Genomic DNA, 16,576 nt, shown 5'->3' on the forward strand with positions numbered 1-16,576 from the left:
TTGAAAAATGAGGGCTTTTTTTAGATTTTAAAATGGAATTAATACTTAGTTTTGTCGACACAAAATTTATTAAAAGTTAGAAAAATGAAAGTAGCTGTTGTTGGCGCCACAGGAATGGTTGGTGAAGTGATGTTAAAAGTTCTCGCAGAACGTAATTTTCCTGTTACAGAATTAATTCCTGTAGCATCAGAAAGATCTGTTGGAAAAATAATAACATACAAACGAACAGATTATAAAGTAGTTGGACTAGAAACAGCAGTTTCTATGAAACCACATATTGCCTTGTTTTCAGCAGGTGGAAGCACATCGTTAGAATGGGCTCCTAAATTTGCAGAAGCTGGTACAACCGTAATTGATAATTCTTCTGCTTGGAGAATGGACCCAACAAAAAAACTAGTCGTTCCAGAAATAAACGCCAATGAATTAACTAAAGATGATAAAATTATTGCTAACCCAAATTGTTCTACAATTCAATTGGTAATGGCTTTAAACCCGCTTCATAAAAAATACAAAATGAAACGTGTTGTGGTATCAACATACCAATCGGTTTCTGGAACTGGAGTAAAGGCTGTACGTCAATTAGAAAACGAAATAGCCGGTGTTAAAGGCGAAATGGCTTATCCTTACCCTATTGGTAGAAACGCATTACCACATTGTGACGTTTTTGAAGAAAATGGGTATACTAAAGAGGAAATGAAATTAGCCAGAGAACCTCAAAAAATAATGAATGATAGAACATTCTCTGTTTCCGCAACAGCTGTTAGAATTCCTACTGCTGGTGGGCATTCAGAATCTGTAAATGTGGAGTTTGAAAATGATTTTGATTTAGCTGACGTTCGTAAATTACTTCATGAAACTCCAGGAGTTGTTGTTCAAGATAACACCGATACCAATACGTATCCAATGCCTATTTTCGCTCATGAAAAAGACGACGTTTTTGTTGGTAGAATAAGAAGAGATGAAACACAACCTAACACTTTAAACATGTGGATTGTAGCAGACAACTTACGTAAAGGCGCTGCAACTAATACGATTCAAATTGCGGAGTACTTAATTGAAAACAACTTAGTTTAGATTATTAATTCTTAGATTATATAATGAACTCCTGCGTTTTTAACGTAGGAGTTTCTTTTTTTGAAATGTTAACAAGAGGACTAAATAAAACAATCAAATAGCTTTTTTGTATATTTAAGGCGATTCTATTCCCTCCTTAAACGAATTATTAATGCGCTATCTTGTTATCATATGCATTGTATTTACCACTTTTGTAGCTCAGGCACAAAATGAGGCAAACAATTGGTTCTTTGGTTCTAAGGTTGGATTAAAATTTGATGGATTTACTAAACCCGTCGTTCAATATGGTGAGCTAAACACTTTAGAGGGTTGTGCTTCTATTTCAGATAGTTCTGGTAATCTTTTATTTTATTCTGATGGTTCTACAGTTTGGTCGAGAAACCATCAAATCATGCCGAATGGAACAGGTCTGCTTGGAGATGAATCTAGCACACAATCTGCTATAATTGTGCCTCATCCTACTCAAAGTCATCTATTCTATCTATTTACGGTTGGCTCTACTCAAATTCCTACCGGTTATCATTATTATACCATAGACATGACACTCAATAATGGGTTTGGTGATGTTACTGGTGTCTCAGTTGATTTGTCTGGAGACGATAACGGATTTGATTGGTCTGAAAAAATTACAGCAGTATATGGAAATACCTGTAATACAGTTTGGGTTATTTCATTAGTTAGAAACAAGTTTTATGCCTATAAAATCGATGCCAATGGGGTTAGCTCAACACCTGTAATATCCGAAGTAAATTTTACAGCTTCAAGATTATCAAGAGGATACTTAAAAGCTTCACCTAATGGAAAAAAAATAGTTGCAGCACATCAAGGAATTAATGGAAGTGATAACGGGCTTTACCTTTATGATTTCAATAATGATACGGGTGAAGTAATTGAGAATAACATCACATTGTTCGATAGAAATACTCAAGTTTATGGAATTGAGTTTTCATCAAAAACCAACAAACTTTATGCATCAACTATAAATAACGAACAATATAAGTTATACCAGTTTGATTTGACAGCCGCTAGCATTAAAAATTCAGGTATCATTATTCATCAAGAACAACCAGCATTTAGAGGTGCTTTGCAACTTGGGCCAGATCTTAAAATTTATGTGACTATCCCCGAAACTTATCTTATTGGCAGTAATTACATTGATGTTATTAATTACCCTGAGCTTGACGGCGTACTCTGTGATTTCGAGGAAGATTACATCTTTTTTGGTGCTGATAATTATGTGATGCAAGGGTTGCCTCCTTTTATTCAATCCTTTTTTTACGAAAATGAAATAAACATAGTCAACCCCAATGAAGAGGTCTCTGTAACCAGTAGCGATTTAGAACTTTGTTTAGGTGATAGTTATACACTTGAAGGTGAAGATATTCAAGGTGCAATTTACCAATGGTCTTATAGTGATGGCAATGTTGTAGTAAACCTCCCTACGCCAACCCCTGCACATCAATTAACGGTAAACACATTAGGTGATAACACTCCAGGAACGTATACTTTAAAAATTACCACCAACGATGAATGTAACACCCTATTAATTGGTAAAGCCGATGTGTCTTTTACAGCGCCTCCAACAGTTAATTCTCCAACTTTTTTAACGACATGTGATACTTTTGATAATGACTCAAATGACGGGTTAACAACCTTTAATCTAGAAGAAAGTATAACCGATTTATTTACAGGTTTTGCAGCAGATTACGAGGTTTATTTCTATTTAAATGATAACGATGCTACTACCGATATTCTAAACGAGAATAGTTTACCAGTTTTTTACTATAACACCACCCCAAACCAAATTTTAACCGCAAAAGTGTACAGAAAGAATTCTGATTGTTATGTTTTAGGACAATTACAACTGGGTGCCAATTCAGGACAAAATCTTAACGCAATCGATGTACAAGGATGTAGCGAAACCAACATGGCTTTATTTGATTTAGACGCACAATTAGAAAGTATAGGATCGCTAAATGGATTACCCAATAACGTGGATATACAATTTTTTAGCTCATTGGAAGACGCCATTTTAAAATCCAATACCGTAAACGGAAATTATGAGTCTTCAGATAATTTACTTTACTTTTATGCTTCGCAAAATGGAATATGCTATGGTTCAGGTTCATTCAACTTAACCACTAATCCTCTTCCTCCTATTGACAGTCAAGAAGAAACATTAAAGCTTTGCGAAAATGATTTTCCTATTATTATAGAGTCTTCTATACCAAATAATGAGACCAATAATTATAATTATTTATGGAGTTCCGGCGAGATTAGTAATAGCAAACTCATCTATTTTCCACAAACCATTTCGGTAAATGTGATTGACAGGAACACGCTGTGTGAAATTACTAAAACTTATAATATAGAGCGCTTATTCGCACCTAGTGTAACTGGAATTGAAATTAATGTAAATAGCGGAACTGTTACAGTTTTAACTTCTGATAACCTTAATAACACTTACGCTTTAAATGATATTAATGGTGCGTATCAAGAAACCAATGTGTTTTATAATGTTCAACCCGGAGAACACACTTTATACGTTCAAAACTCAAATAATTGTGAAATTACCGAACGTGAATTTTATGTACTAGGGTTTCCAAGATTTTTTACTCCGAACAACGATTCGCATAACGACCATTGGGGTATTAAAGGATTAGATTCTGATAAATACACTGTGTCAGATGTGAATATTTTTGATAGATATGGAAAGCTCTTGATTGTGCTTTCTCCCGAATCTAAATGGGATGGTACATATAACGGAGAAGTGCTTCCAGTTTCAGATTATTGGTTTTACGTCACCATTGAAGATAAAGAAGGAAATTCTAAAATTTACAAGGGAAACTTCAGCATAGTACGTTAGTAACCTCAGGTTCTACCAAACTTGATTCTGCACCCAAGCTACACCTTCTTTTAAATAGGACACATAATCGCAAGGTGTATAATGCGACAATCCGTCTACTACCACAAATTCAATAGTGCTGCCTGCATTAAGTGAGTCTTCAACAAATGCTTGTGTTATTTCCACAGGAAAAAGCTCATCTGCATTACTATGAATAACATAAAGCGGTACCGCTATTGCAGAAATGGAGCCGTCTGATCGTCTGGTATTATAAGAACTCGCCATGGCTATACCTGCAGTAAAATATTGAGGAAAAAAATCGGTATACAACCAACTCGCGTTACCTCCATTACTATATCCGGTAACTAATACCTTAGTAGCATCTACATGCCAATTTGCTTTAGCTAATTCTAACAGATTAATAACTTGTATCTGGTTATTTATACTATACCATTGTTCTGTGCCTGCATTCGGGCTTATAATATAAGCATTCAATTCTTCCAGCCCTGGTTCTACATAACAACTAGTGTTTTGATGGGCCGTAGGACTTCCTCCTGAAGCACCATGAAGTGCCATCACCAACGGTCTTTTGTTAGTTTCTGAGGCATCAGTTGGTGCAATCACTCTAAAATTCCAAAACACCCCGGTATTCATCGATTCCAAAGAAAAATCATTAATTCCAGGTTGGATATTTAAGTTTTTAAAATCTTCAATAACTTCTTCAATGGTTCGAGAGTCAACTATAACAATGTCTTCGTCATTATCCTTACTACAACTCAAAAAAACCACAACTAAAAGTAATAATACAAATTTTGCTCTCATTATCAATCGTTTATACTCAAAGATAACCAATTTAAACGTAAATCTTCTTTAATTTAACACGAGCATAAATGGGATACAATATCTTTTCTTTGCGAGTTAACGAAACTGTCGTTACTTTTGAAAAAATGATAATTTGACTATCATGAAAAAAATAATTCTCATTCTCTTAAGTTCCTTTATTTTAATAGCTTGTAAAAATTTTAAAAAAGAAAACAATCTTATTTCTGTGAATTACCCAAAAACCAAAACAGTAGACTCTGTAGATACTTACTTTGATATCAACGTTAATGACCCGTACCGTTGGTTAGAAGACGACCGAAGTAAAGAAACAGAAGCGTGGGTAATAGAACAAAATAATGCAACTTTTGGATATCTAGACCAAATACCTTACCGCAACGAGCTCAAAAAGCGTTTAACCGAAATCTGGAACTACGAAAAAGTTGGGGCGCCATTTAAAGAAGGTGATTATACCTATTTTTATAAAAATGACGGCTTGCAAAACCAATATGTCATTTATCGCCACAAAACTGGTGAAAGCCCAGATACAGCAACTGTATTTTTAGATCCTAATACGTTTAAAGAAGATGGCACAGTATCACTTGGTGGTATAAGTTTTTCAAAAAATGGAAAAATATTAGCCTACTCAATTTCTGAAGGTGGAAGTGACTGGAGAAAAATATTGATAATGGATGCGGAAAGCAAAAAGATTATCGAAGATACGCTTGTTAATATAAAATTTAGCGGCATGTCTTGGTATAAAAATGAAGGCTTTTATTATTCAAGTTACGATAAACCAAAAGGCAGTGAGCTATCTGCTAAAACAGACCAACACAAAGTTTACTATCATAAATTAGGTACTTCTCAAAAAGATGATGCATTGATTTATGGTGCAACCGAAAGCGAAAAACACCGCTATATATATGGTACGGTTACCCAAGACGATCGATATTTAATTATATCGCCTCGAATATCAACTACTGGCAACAAGCTTTTTATAAAAGACCTCACAAAACCAAATAGTAAATTGATTACGATTTTAAATCATACCGATAGCGATACCTACATTATTGAAAACCAAGGAAGCAAATTGTATTTAGTTACTAATTTAAATGCGCCAAATAAAAAAATTGTTACAGTTGATGCTTCAAACCCTACTCCAGAACATTGGGAAGATTTTATACCTGAAACCGAACATGTTTTAGTGCCATCAAAAGGTGGTGGATATTTCTTTGCAGAATATATGGTAGATGCGGTTTCTAAAGTTTTACAATACGATTATAATGGTAATTTAATAAGAAAAGTCAAATTGCCAGGAATAGGAAGTGCGGGAGGTTTTTCAACAAAAAAAATAGAAGAAACAGAATTGTATTATTCGTTCACCAATTATAAAACACCAGGAAATATCTATAAATATGATATTAAAAAAGGCACTTCTGAGTTATACCGAAAACCTGCCATAGATTTCAATTCTGAAGATTATGTAAGCGATCAGGTGTTCTACAACTCCAAAGATGGGACAAAAATACCTATGATTATCACCTATAAAAAAGGGTTAAAGTTAAACGGGAAAAACCCAACTATTCTTTATGGTTATGGTGGTTTTAATATTAGTTTAACACCTAGTTTTAGTATTACCAATGCGGTTTGGATGGAACAAGGGGGCATTTTAGCAGTACCCAATTTACGAGGTGGTGGCGAATATGGAAAAGCATGGCATGATGCGGGAATTAAAATGAAAAAACAAAACGTGTTTGACGATTTTATCGCTGCCGCGGAATATCTTATTGATAAAAAATATACTTCTTCAGATTATTTGGCTTTAAGAGGAGGCTCTAATGGTGGTTTACTGGTTGGTGCGACCATGACACAACGTCCAGATTTAGCCAAAGTAGCTTTACCAGCAGTTGGTGTTTTAGATATGTTACGATATCACACCTTTACAGCAGGCGCAGGTTGGGCTTATGATTACGGAACTGCCGAAGACAGTAAAGAAATGTTTGAATATTTAAAAGGCTATTCACCATTACACAACGTAAAATCTGGAGTAGAATATCCCGCCACTTTAATTACAACTGGCGATCATGATGACAGAGTGGTACCTGCACATAGCTTTAAATTTGCTGCCGAATTACAAAGCAAACAATCAGGTAATAACCCAACTTTAATTCGTATTGAAACGGATGCTGGTCATGGTGCTGGAACTCCTGTTAGTAAAACCATAGAACAATATGCTGATGTTTTTGGATTTACACTTTATAACATGGGATTTAAAGTGCTTCCAAGTAAACTAGATGAAAAAATTAAGGACTAAAATATCGATTAAATGCTTACAACGTGCTATTTTTGCTAGCCTATGCTAATCGTTAAAAACCTTAAATTCTCCTATAAAAAAACTGCTGTTTTAAAGCATATTTCCTTTAATGCAAATCAAGGAGAAAACGTTGCCATTATTGGAGAAAGTGGATCTGGAAAAAGCACCTTGCTAAAGGTTTTATATGGGGAATATGATTTAGATGAAGGGCATATTTTTTGGAATGACAATGAGATTTTAGGTCCGAAATTTAATTTGGTTGTTGGCTACGATTTTATGAAATATGTAGCGCAAGAATTCGATTTGATGCCTTTTATTACGGTTGAAGAAAACATTGGTAAGTTTTTGTCTCGATTTTATCCAGAAGAAAAACACCGACGCACGCAAGAATTAATAGAAGTTGTTGAACTAACCGAGTTTGCCAAAACCAAAGTGAAAACACTTAGCGGCGGACAAAAACAACGTGTAGCTTTAGCACGAGCTTTAGCAAAACAACCTGAAATTATTTTGCTTGACGAGCCTTTTAGCCATATTGATAATTTTAAAAAGCAAAGTCTACGCAGGAGCGTTTTTAAATATTTAAAAGACAATCATATTACTTGTATAGTAGCAACGCACGATAAAGAAGATGTGCTTGGTTATGCAGACCAAATGATTGTTTTAAATAACAATAAAATTGCTGTTAAGGATACTCCCGAACAATTATACAAACACCCTAAAACACCATTAGTAGCTTCTTTTTTCGGAGAGTTTAATGTAATAAATAATCAGATTTATTATGCACATCAGTTAGAAGTTGTAAACGATTCTGAACTTAAAATGACCGTTAAAAATACTTATTACAAAGGGTATTACTTTTTAATTGAAGCTGAACTAAATGGAGAACACATATTTTTTGAACATCCTAAATCCATTAAACCAGAAACTGAAATTTGTTTAGCTATCAAAAAATAAAAGCTATATAACATTAGTTATTTTAAACGATTCCTCTCTAAAGGTTATAACAGAACCCGTGGTTTTTCCAGCTAAAAGTTGCCCAATTGGTGTATTTGCAGAAATAGCATAAAACTTCTCATTTCCCACTTTAATTTCGCCTGCGCTAATGGCAATATAGTAGTTGGCTTTTGTGGTATAAATAATGCTACCTAAACCAACAATATTGGTGCTTCTATCAGTATTTACTTTGAATAATATTTGTTTTGTATTTTCGATTTCTGCTAGTTGATTACCTGCTTTTTCGCGTTCTAGTTGTAACATAGCACGCCCAGTTTCGTGCTTATCTCCTGCGCTACTTTTTGTTTCAGATTGTAAAGATTCTTGAATTTCGTTTATGGTGTTTTGTACCGATTGTAAGCGGTTTTCAACAAATTCTAAACACTGATTATATAAATCTTGTTTCACGTTCATGTTACTAATTCTGCCAATTCTTTGCCAACTAAACTACCAATGGCAATTCCCATACCTCCTAAACGAACGCCACAAAATACATTATTGCTAAGTTGTTTTACTAGAGGTTTTTTTTGCTCCCCAATGCCCATAATACCCGTCCATCTGTGGTCTATTTCGAATGGTGTATCGGGTAAAATAGTCGTTTGTAAAATAGATTCTAATTTATTTTGAATGTTTTTTGTGGTGTTAAATACTGTGGTTTCTTCGCCTTTAAAATCTAGATTTCTGCCACCTCCAAACAATATTCTGTTGTCTATATTTCTAAAATAGTAATAGCCCTTATCTAAATGAAATGTGCCTTTTATTTTTAAGTCTTTTATAGGTTTTGTGATTAAAACTTGTGCTCTGGCTGGTTTTACTTCTTGACCGATTAATTGTGATGCAAAACCATTTGTAGCGATAAGAAGTTTTGAGGCTGAAAACTCAAAGTGGTTGGTATTGATTTTTACGGCATTATTCCCTTCTGAAAAATATTCGACATTAGTATTATTTAATATCTTAATGCCTTTTGAATATACTTTTTCAAGCAATGCTTCCATCATTTTTCCGGTATCTATTTGACCTTCAAATTGATTGAATATGTAATTATTTTTTATTTTTTTGAAGTTGAAAATATTGTCTTTTATACTGAAAACAAAGTCTTTAAAAAGTGGTTTTAGCCACTTATTAATGTCCTCCTTTTTTGAGATACAAGCATCGAATAAGGCTTTATCTTGATTTAAAAACAGCTCGTAACCGCCTAATTGTTGGTACCCGATTGCTTTGTCGCCTAGGGTTGTTCTTAATAGTTTTAGTCCGTTGATGCGTTTTGTAATAAGTTGATAAACTTCATCTTCTGTATGTGTTTCTAAATCATCAAATATCTCACTAAGACTTCCAAAGCAAGCAAATCCTGCGTTTTTTGTACTTGCGCCTTGTGGCAAAACCCCTTTCTCAAGAATAAGGATATTAGCTTTAGGGTGTTGAGCTTTTAATTGAAGTGCGCAACTAAGACCAACTATACCGCTGCCAACGATACAGTAATCGACTTGTGATAACCATGATTTAATTTCCCAGTAGGACCAATTCATGATGCTAATTTAGGATTTTAAATTGAAGTTCTGCACAGCGTTAGGGATTGTAATGGTTAGCTTTTGGCGAGGCGCGCATCGAGCCAAAACTAGTAATGGAAAGCCCGACCCTTGCGGTAACGCCATAAAAAAACTCCGAAATTGCTTCCGGAGTTTCTAATATTTAGTCGTTGTTTGGTTTTTCCATAACAAAGTCTTCCATGAATTTAGTGGTGTAATTACCAGCTAAATAATCTGGATGATCCATGAGTTGTCTGTGGAACGGTATGGTTGTTTTTATACCTTCTATAACAAACTCATCTAAAGCACGTTTCATTTTATTGATGGCTTCTTCTCTGGTTTGCGCCGTTGTAATTAACTTAGCAATCATAGAATCGTAGTTTGGTGGAATGGCATAACCTGCGTAAACATGCGTATCTAAACGCACACCGTGCCCTCCTGGAGCATGTAACGTTGTAATAACTCCTGGCGACGGACGGAAACCGTTGTAAGGGTCCTCGGCATTAATACGACACTCGATAGAATGTAGTTTTGGCTCGTAATTTTTACCTGAAATTGGAACGCCTGCTGCTACTAGAATTTGCTCGCGAATTAAATCGAAATCGATAACTTGTTCTGTAATTGGGTGCTCTACTTGAATACGTGTATTCATTTCCATGAAGTAGAAATTACGGTGCTTATCTACTAAAAACTCTATAGTTCCGGCACCTTCGTATTTTATATATTCTGCAGCTTTTACCGCAGCTTTACCCATTTTTTTACGCAGTGCATCGGTCATAAAAGGCGATGGCACTTCTTCTGTTAATTTTTGATGACGACGTTGAATTGAGCAATCTCTTTCTGAAAGATGACAAGCTCTACCTGTAGAATCGCCTACAATTTGAATTTCGATATGTCTTGGCTCTTCGATAAGCTTTTCCATATACATATCATCATTACCGAAGGCTGCCTTACTTTCTTGTCTTGCAGAGTCCCAAGCTTCTTTTAATTTTTCGGGTTTAAAAACACCTCGCATGCCTTTTCCACCGCCACCAGCAGATGCTTTAAGCATAACTGGGTAACCGGTTTCTTTAGCTACTTTTTGGCATTCTGCAAAATCTTTAATAACCCCTTCGCTTCCAGGTACACATGGTACGCCTGCAGCTTTCATCGTGGCTTTGGCGTTTGCCTTATCGCCCATACGCTCTATCATTTCTGGAGAAGCACCAATAAATTTTATTCCGTGTTCTTCACAAATTTTTGAAAATTTAGCGTTTTCTGATAAAAATCCGTATCCTGGGTGAATGGCATCTGCATTAGTAATTTCGGCAGCTGATATGATATTAGACATTTTTAAATAAGACTCGCTACTTGGAGCAGGACCTATACAAACCGCTTCGTCGGCAAACTTAACGTGTAAGCTTTCTGCGTCAACAGTAGAATATACTGCTACGGTTTTAATACCCATTTCTTTACAGGTTCTAATAACACGAAGTGCTATTTCCCCTCTATTGGCAATCAATATTTTTTTAAACATAACTTCTTGAATTAAAAATTACAAATTCCAATCGCCAAATTCCAAATATTGGATTTTGAGATTTGTTTATTGGAATCTTTAATAGGTTATGATGGATCGACTAAAAATAATGGTTGATCGAACTCTACTGGAGAAGAATCGTCTACCAAAATCTTTACAATTTTCCCTGAAACTTCAGATTCAATTTCATTGAAAAGTTTCATTGCTTCAATAATACATAATACATCGCCTTCAGCAATGGTTTGTCCTACCTCAACAAATAAAGGTTTATCTGGAGAAGGTTTTCTATAAAATGTACCAATGATTGGCGATTTGATTGTAATGTATTTTGAGTCGTCTGAAGCTGCAGGAGCCGCAGGTTCTGAGGCGGCCGCAGGAGCTGCAGGAGTTTCAGCTGCAGGAGCTGCAATGACTTGTTGCGGCATTTGAGCAGGAACCTGATGCACAATAGTTGTATCTGAATCTGACCCTGTTTTAATGGTGATTTTAATATCATCCATTTCTAATTTAACCTCGCTGGCGCCAGATTTGGCAACAAACTTAATTAAGTTTTGAATCTCTTTGATATCCATAATTATACTAATTAGTTAGTGGTTAGTTTTTTGAATTATAAGCCCATTTTAAATAAATAGCACCCCAATTGAATCCGCCTCCAAAGGCAGCAAAAATAATATTGTCTCCTTTTTTAAGTTGTGATTCGTAATCGTGTAATAGCAATGGTAACGTCGCAGAAGTCGTGTTTCCGTACTTGTGAATGTTTATCATTACTTTTTTCTCGTCTAAATCTATTCGCTGCGCAGTTGCATCAATAATTCGCTTATTAGCTTGATGTGCTGCCAACCAATCTACAGAATCTTTGGTAAGATTATTTCGTTCTAAAATTTTAACTGTCGCATCCGCCATATTAAAAACGGCATTTTTAAAAACTGTTCGCCCTTCTTGAAACGCGTAATGCCCTCCTTGTGCAAGAGTTTCTGCTGTTAAAGCATGTGAAGAACCTCCATAAGTTGCTTGTAAAAACTCTCTACCTGTACCGTCACTTCTTAAATATTCATCTTGTAACCCTAATCCTTCTTCATTAGGCTCGAACAAAACGGCACCAGCACCATCGCCAAAAATAATACAAGTGGCCCTGTCTTTATAATTTATGATAGACGACATTTTATCTGCTCCTATAAGTAAAACATTTTTGTAACGTCCGGACTCGATGTAGGTTGAAGCAACAGACATACCATAAAGGAAACTAGAGCATGCGGCATCCATATCGAATGAAAACGCATTCGTTGCTCCAATTTCTGAAGCCGTAAAAGAAGCTGTTGAAGCTGCCTTCATATCTGGTGTTGCGGTTGCAACAATTACCAACTCTATATCTTTTGGGTCTATACCTCTTTTATTAATAAGGTCTTGAGCTGCTTTAATGGCTAGGAAAGAAGTGCCTTTACCATCTTCTTTTAAAATACGACGTTCTTTGATTCCTGTTCTAGAGGTAATCCATTCGTCGTTAGTATCAACCATTGTTTCAAGAATTTGATTGGTTAATACATACTCTGGCACATATGCACCTACAGCTGTTATTGCCGCTGAGATTTTACTCATACTTTTATAGTTAATTCGACCAAAAATTGATTAAAATAGGACAAAAACGTTCAAAATTTCATGAAAACTACTAAATTTTCACTTAATAATTTACAAATTACACGTTTTTGTTAAGTAGAAAAAGCATTTCATAAAAAAAACGCTCATAAATGAGCGTTTTATATATGCATGCATAATAGTTTATGCAACGTTTTCTACTTCTCCAGAATTATCAATTAATACTTGACCTCTGTAATATAATTTTCCTTCATGCCAGTGAGCTCTATGGTATAAATGTGGTTCACCTGTTGTTGGGCATGTAGCAATCTGTGGCGCAGTTGCTTTGTAATGTGTTCTTCTCTTATCTCTTCTTGTTTTCGAGATTTTTCTTTTAGGATGTGCCATTTTATATGTTTATTTATCCGTTAATAATTTCTTTAATGTATTCCAACGAGGATCAATTTCCTCTTCTTTCTCTTTGTTTTCTTTTTGTTCTTTTGGGCTTAAAGCCTCTAACTTTTCGAGTATTTCTGAGTTTAATGTACCATCTTCAATTCCTGGATGCACTCTTTTAATAGGTACAGCTAACACTGATAGTTCATATATATATTGCTGTATATTAACTTCGTAAGTGCCATGAGGAACAATAAGAATATCAATATTCTCATCGTTATATTCATCCCCAAACTTCACCACCAAAACAAAATCATTTTCAATTATTTGGTTATAAGGTTCGTTTGTGATATCGCAATTAATATTAACCCATCCAGTAATTTTAAAGTGCAATTCTAATAATGTGCTCTTTTTTTCAAACTCTAGATCAACATTAATATTTACATCATTAAAATCTTCATACTCAAAATGTTCAAAGAACGCTTGCTTTATCGCATACTCAAAATGATGTTTCCCTATTTTTAATCCTACAAATGGAATTGTAAACTCTTTCAACAGCTTCATAATCACATCTATTTTGAGCCTGCAAATATATAAATTTTTATTTACCTAGCATGAGTTATCAACATTTTTTTGATTATGTTTTTTTAACCCTTTTTTCAGTAGAGTTTCAACTCATATTCAGCTATTTAACGACGCTCTTTTTTAGGAGATTTTTTTAATGGATTTGCGGTTAGTTGTTCATAACTCGTTCTGTTTTTAAAAATCCTAATGGCACTAAAAACGGCTTCTTTAAACGAGTTTTCGTCCGCAACACCTTTTCCCGCTATTTCGTATGCTGTTCCGTGATCTGGTGAAGTCCTTACTTTATTTAAACCTGCAGTGTAATTGACACCCTGACCAAAGGATAATGTTTTAAACGGAATTAACCCCTGATCGTGGTATGAAGCAATTATGGCATCAAAATTTTTATAATTGTTTGAGCCAAAAAAGCTATCGGCAGCATAAGGACCAAAAACTAATTTTCCTTGCTCTTTTATTTTATGCAATGTGGGTCTTAAAACTTCATCGTCTTCACTTCCAATAACACCATTATCTCCAGTATGCGGGTTGATGCCCAATATTGCTATTTTAGGTCTTTGAATTCTAAAATCTTTTAACAGCGAATTATAAACTGTGTTTATTTTTTGTTCGATTAATGCTGATGTAATATGAGTTGATACATCTTTTACAGGTACATGGTCTGTAAGCAAACCAACTCTAAGAGTATCTGTTATCATAAACATTAAACTTTCGCCTTCCAATTCTTGTGCTAAATAATCGGTATGTCCTGGGAATTTAAATGCTTCAGATTGAATATTATGCTTATTAATTGGCGCCGTTACCAATACATCTACTTCTCCATCTTTTAACGCCTTTGTTGCAGACTCTAAAGATTTTATGGCAAAAGCCCCTATTTTCATATCTTCTTTACCGAATTCGATTTTTACTTCGTCTTTCCAACAATTGAAAACATTAACCTTATTATGAGCTATCTGGCTCAAATTATTAATATTGTTAAAATTGATTTCAGATTTGAAATGCGTTTTTAAAAAATTCATTGTTTTTGCCGAAGCAAAGATTACTGGCGTACAAAAATCTAAAACTCTTGAGTCTTCAAATGTTTTTAAAATGATTTCTCCACCAATACCGTTTAAGTCGCCTATGGATATGCCTACTTTTATATTTTCTTCTTGCTTCATTATATATGACAACTTTTGTTTGTAATTTTGATGCAAATTTAACTAATTAAATAAAGAATATAATGTTTACTGGAATTATTGAAGATATTGGTGTGGTTTCGAATTTAAGACCTGATTTAGATAATCTTCATATATCAATTAAAAGTAAAATTACTCCTGAACTAAAAATAGACCAAAGCGTTGCTCATAATGGGGTTTGCCTTACCGTTGTTGCCATAAATAACGATGAATATACAGTAACTGCGATAAAAGAAACTTTAGATAAAACGAATCTAAATCATTTAAAAGTAGAGGATAAAGTAAATTTGGAACGCGCTATGAAACTTGGCGACCGACTTGACGGGCACATTGTACAAGGACATGTAGATCAAACAGCAGTTTGCACAAACATAAAACAAGAAAACGGTAGTTGGGTTTTCACCTTTAAATATGACAGTACTTTAAATAATATAACCATTGAAAAAGGATCAATAACAGTAAATGGAACTAGTTTAACTGTTGTAAACTCTGGTGAAGATTCTTTTAGTGTGGCGATTATTCCTTTTACTTATGAGCACACCAATTTTAATACTTTTAAAGTAGGTACTGTGGTTAATTTAGAATTTGATGTTTTAGGAAAATATGTTGCAAAACTTGTTGAGATTAACAAGTTGTCTTAGTTGTTACGCTTTACAAGTAACTTTTTAACCCCATAAAATAAGGCAAATGCCATACCGTATAGCAACCCTCCATCAATAGGAAATCCTTTTGGTGGCGGCGGACCTGGAGGCGGCGGTGTGGGCCCAGTTTGAGCGATGCATACAACACTTATTAATACAAATAAGATTGAGGCAATAATTCTTTTATTTTGTATTGTCATTGGGTCACAAATGTATAAAAAAAAGAGAGTTCACAAAATAATTACACGATTATCTGCTAAAAAACGTCTATGAAATGACTAAAAACATCGATGAAATGCATTTTTCTATCATTTTTCAATAAACATTTGTTAATAACAACGTTAAACAAACAAGTTGTGTAAAATTAATCCCTCACTTTTAATTTACAGAACAAATATATGTAAATACTTGTAAACTGAAAATTTAAGTTTGGTTCTCTTAATTTTAGGTGTAAAGTATAACGATAAGATTTTGAATAAATTATATTAAATAAAAAAGCCTTTCAGTATTGAAAGGCTTTACAATTTCTAGAAGTGGTCCCACCTGGGCTCGAACCAGGGACTTTCTGATTATGAGTCAGATACTCTAACCAACTGAGTTATAGGACCGAAATTGGAGTGCAATATTACTACTTATTTTAATTGTTAGCAAGAAAAAATTAATCCTTTATTTCCTGACACAATTCTATTAAAACACCATTTGATGATTTTGGATGCAAAAAAGCAACCAACTTGTTATCAGCACCTTTTTTTGGCGTTTCGTTAAGTACTTTAAAACCTTCTTTTTTAAGTCGCTCAATTTCAGCAACTATATCATCCACATCGAAAGCTATATGATGAATGCCTTCTCCCTTTTTCTCAATAAATTTTGCGATTGGGCTTTCTTTTTTAGTGGCTTCCAATAGTTCGATTTTATTTTCGCCCACCTTAAAGAAAGAAGTGTTTACGCCTTCACTTTTCACTTCTTCTATTTTATAATGTGCCTCACCAAAGAGTTTTGAAAATAACGTATTTGAATCTTTAAGGCTTTTAACAGCTATACCTATATGTTCAATTTTATTCATAAAATAATCATTTTGTCATTCCCTCTAAGAAGGGGGTTCTATTTTAAAATTCCTGAA

General features: G+C 34.4%; 16 protein-coding genes and 1 tRNA gene. 5 read left to right on the forward strand and 12 right to left on the reverse strand.

Features of this window, described 5'->3' with window-relative positions; all coding sequences use genetic code 11:
* Positions 1-84 precede the first annotated feature (84 nt).
* Together O5O44_RS01120 and O5O44_RS01125 are read left to right on the forward strand one after the other, a co-directional pair.
* A complete protein-coding gene (locus tag O5O44_RS01120) occupies positions 85-1,074 on the forward strand; it encodes an aspartate-semialdehyde dehydrogenase (RefSeq protein WP_289195388.1) in 990 nt (329 codons plus the stop codon).
* Between the two features lie 151 nt (positions 1,075-1,225).
* Positions 1,226-3,940: a T9SS type B sorting domain-containing protein gene (locus O5O44_RS01125; protein WP_289195389.1), complete on the forward strand. Its 2,715-nt coding sequence runs from the start codon at positions 1,226-1,228 to the stop codon at positions 3,938-3,940.
* 12 nt (positions 3,941-3,952) lie between these two features.
* Here the strand turns inward: O5O44_RS01125 and O5O44_RS01130 are convergent, their stop codons facing one another.
* A complete protein-coding gene (locus O5O44_RS01130) occupies positions 3,953-4,741 on the reverse strand; it encodes a carboxylesterase family protein (RefSeq protein ID WP_289195390.1) in 789 nt (262 codons plus the stop codon).
* A 142-nt stretch (positions 4,742-4,883) separates the two neighbouring features.
* Between O5O44_RS01130 and O5O44_RS01135 the strand changes: the two genes are divergently transcribed.
* Both O5O44_RS01135 and O5O44_RS01140 read left to right on the forward strand, forming a co-directional pair.
* Positions 4,884-7,052 (forward strand): prolyl oligopeptidase family serine peptidase, encoded by a 2,169-nt coding sequence (locus O5O44_RS01135; RefSeq protein WP_289195391.1) that lies wholly within the window; start codon positions 4,884-4,886, stop codon positions 7,050-7,052.
* A gap of 42 nt (positions 7,053-7,094) precedes the next feature.
* Positions 7,095-8,006 (forward strand): ABC transporter ATP-binding protein, encoded by a 912-nt coding sequence (locus tag O5O44_RS01140; RefSeq protein ID WP_289195392.1) that lies wholly within the window; start codon positions 7,095-7,097, stop codon positions 8,004-8,006.
* Positions 8,007-8,009: 3 nt separating this feature from the next.
* On the opposite strand, the gene O5O44_RS01145 is transcribed toward O5O44_RS01140, so the two are convergent.
* The 8 genes from O5O44_RS01145 to pdxA form a co-directional block, all read right to left on the reverse strand.
* Complete coding sequence (locus O5O44_RS01145; protein WP_289195393.1) at positions 8,010-8,459, reverse strand: 3-oxoacyl-ACP synthase; 450 nt, start codon at positions 8,457-8,459, stop codon at positions 8,010-8,012.
* Positions 8,456-9,571, reverse strand: coding sequence for an NAD(P)/FAD-dependent oxidoreductase (locus O5O44_RS01150; RefSeq protein ID WP_289195394.1), 1,116 nt, complete (start codon positions 9,569-9,571; stop codon positions 8,456-8,458). The genes O5O44_RS01145 and O5O44_RS01150 overlap by 4 nt, the downstream gene beginning before the upstream one ends.
* 163 nt (positions 9,572-9,734) lie before the next feature.
* On the reverse strand, positions 9,735-11,087 hold the full coding sequence (gene accC / locus O5O44_RS01155; RefSeq protein WP_019386902.1) for an acetyl-CoA carboxylase biotin carboxylase subunit: 1,353 nt from the start codon (positions 11,085-11,087) through the stop codon (positions 9,735-9,737).
* An 86-nt stretch (positions 11,088-11,173) separates the two neighbouring features.
* Complete coding sequence (accB, locus tag O5O44_RS01160) at positions 11,174-11,659, reverse strand: acetyl-CoA carboxylase biotin carboxyl carrier protein (protein WP_289195395.1); 486 nt, start codon at positions 11,657-11,659, stop codon at positions 11,174-11,176.
* Between the two features lie 22 nt (positions 11,660-11,681).
* On the reverse strand, positions 11,682-12,683 hold the full coding sequence (locus tag O5O44_RS01165; RefSeq protein WP_289195396.1) for a beta-ketoacyl-ACP synthase III: 1,002 nt from the start codon (positions 12,681-12,683) through the stop codon (positions 11,682-11,684).
* A 180-nt stretch (positions 12,684-12,863) separates the two neighbouring features.
* Entirely contained in the window at positions 12,864-13,067 is a 204-nt protein-coding gene (rpmF, locus tag O5O44_RS01170; RefSeq protein ID WP_019386905.1) for a 50S ribosomal protein L32, read from the reverse strand.
* A 9-nt stretch (positions 13,068-13,076) separates the two neighbouring features.
* Positions 13,077-13,619 carry a YceD family protein gene (locus O5O44_RS01175; RefSeq protein ID WP_289195397.1) on the reverse strand — a complete coding sequence of 181 codons (543 nt, stop codon included), beginning with the start codon at positions 13,617-13,619 and terminating at the stop codon, positions 13,077-13,079.
* Between the two features lie 125 nt (positions 13,620-13,744).
* Positions 13,745-14,797 (reverse strand): 4-hydroxythreonine-4-phosphate dehydrogenase PdxA, encoded by a 1,053-nt coding sequence (pdxA, locus tag O5O44_RS01180; protein WP_289195398.1) that lies wholly within the window; start codon positions 14,795-14,797, stop codon positions 13,745-13,747.
* Between the two features lie 62 nt (positions 14,798-14,859).
* On the opposite strand from pdxA, the gene O5O44_RS01185 reads away from it, so the two are divergent.
* Positions 14,860-15,456, forward strand: a complete 597-nt coding sequence (locus O5O44_RS01185) for a riboflavin synthase (protein WP_289195399.1) — start codon at positions 14,860-14,862, stop codon at positions 15,454-15,456.
* Here O5O44_RS01185 and O5O44_RS01190 read toward each other — a convergent pair.
* The 3 genes from O5O44_RS01190 to mce form a co-directional block, all read right to left on the reverse strand.
* Positions 15,453-15,656: a PID-CTERM protein-sorting domain-containing protein gene (locus O5O44_RS01190; RefSeq protein ID WP_019386909.1), complete on the reverse strand. Its 204-nt coding sequence runs from the start codon at positions 15,654-15,656 to the stop codon at positions 15,453-15,455. The two genes, O5O44_RS01185 and O5O44_RS01190, sit on opposite strands and share 4 nt — an antisense overlap.
* A 334-nt stretch (positions 15,657-15,990) precedes the next feature.
* Positions 15,991-16,064, reverse strand: a tRNA-Ile gene (locus O5O44_RS01195).
* Positions 16,065-16,114: 50 nt separating this feature from the next.
* The gene (mce, locus tag O5O44_RS01200) at positions 16,115-16,519 is read right to left on the reverse strand and encodes a methylmalonyl-CoA epimerase (RefSeq protein WP_289195400.1); all 405 of its coding nucleotides are present in this window, start codon (positions 16,517-16,519) and stop codon (positions 16,115-16,117) included.
* Positions 16,520-16,576: the final 57 nt, after the last annotated feature.

It is taken from the genome of Algibacter luteus, assembly GCF_030344935.1.
GTDB lineage: Bacteria > Bacteroidota > Bacteroidia > Flavobacteriales > Flavobacteriaceae > Arenitalea > Arenitalea lutea.

Bases quoted from the DNA above. Each gene is read 5' to 3' on its own strand.
- O5O44_RS01120 (WP_289195388.1), top strand. From the start codon at position 85: ATGAAAGTAGCTGTTGTTGGCGCCACAGGAATGGTTGGTGAAGTGATG.
- O5O44_RS01125 (WP_289195389.1), top strand. From the start codon at position 1,226: ATGCGCTATCTTGTTATCATATGCATTGTATTTACCACTTTTGTAGCT.
- O5O44_RS01130 (WP_289195390.1), bottom strand. From the start codon at position 4,741: ATGAGAGCAAAATTTGTATTATTACTTTTAGTTGTGGTTTTTTTGAGT.
- O5O44_RS01135 (WP_289195391.1), top strand. From the start codon at position 4,884: ATGAAAAAAATAATTCTCATTCTCTTAAGTTCCTTTATTTTAATAGCT.
- O5O44_RS01140 (WP_289195392.1), top strand. From the start codon at position 7,095: ATGCTAATCGTTAAAAACCTTAAATTCTCCTATAAAAAAACTGCTGTT.
- O5O44_RS01145 (WP_289195393.1), bottom strand. From the start codon at position 8,459: ATGAACGTGAAACAAGATTTATATAATCAGTGTTTAGAATTTGTTGAA.
- O5O44_RS01150 (WP_289195394.1), bottom strand. From the start codon at position 9,571: ATGAATTGGTCCTACTGGGAAATTAAATCATGGTTATCACAAGTCGAT.
- accC (WP_019386902.1), bottom strand. From the start codon at position 11,087: ATGTTTAAAAAAATATTGATTGCCAATAGAGGGGAAATAGCACTTCGT.
- accB (WP_289195395.1), bottom strand. From the start codon at position 11,659: ATGGATATCAAAGAGATTCAAAACTTAATTAAGTTTGTTGCCAAATCT.
- O5O44_RS01165 (WP_289195396.1), bottom strand. From the start codon at position 12,683: ATGAGTAAAATCTCAGCGGCAATAACAGCTGTAGGTGCATATGTGCCA.
- rpmF (WP_019386905.1), bottom strand. From the start codon at position 13,067: ATGGCACATCCTAAAAGAAAAATCTCGAAAACAAGAAGAGATAAGAGA.
- O5O44_RS01175 (WP_289195397.1), bottom strand. From the start codon at position 13,619: ATGAAGCTGTTGAAAGAGTTTACAATTCCATTTGTAGGATTAAAAATA.
- pdxA (WP_289195398.1), bottom strand. From the start codon at position 14,797: ATGAAGCAAGAAGAAAATATAAAAGTAGGCATATCCATAGGCGACTTA.
- O5O44_RS01185 (WP_289195399.1), top strand. From the start codon at position 14,860: ATGTTTACTGGAATTATTGAAGATATTGGTGTGGTTTCGAATTTAAGA.
- O5O44_RS01190 (WP_019386909.1), bottom strand. From the start codon at position 15,656: ATGACAATACAAAATAAAAGAATTATTGCCTCAATCTTATTTGTATTA.
- mce (WP_289195400.1), bottom strand. From the start codon at position 16,519: ATGAATAAAATTGAACATATAGGTATAGCTGTTAAAAGCCTTAAAGAT.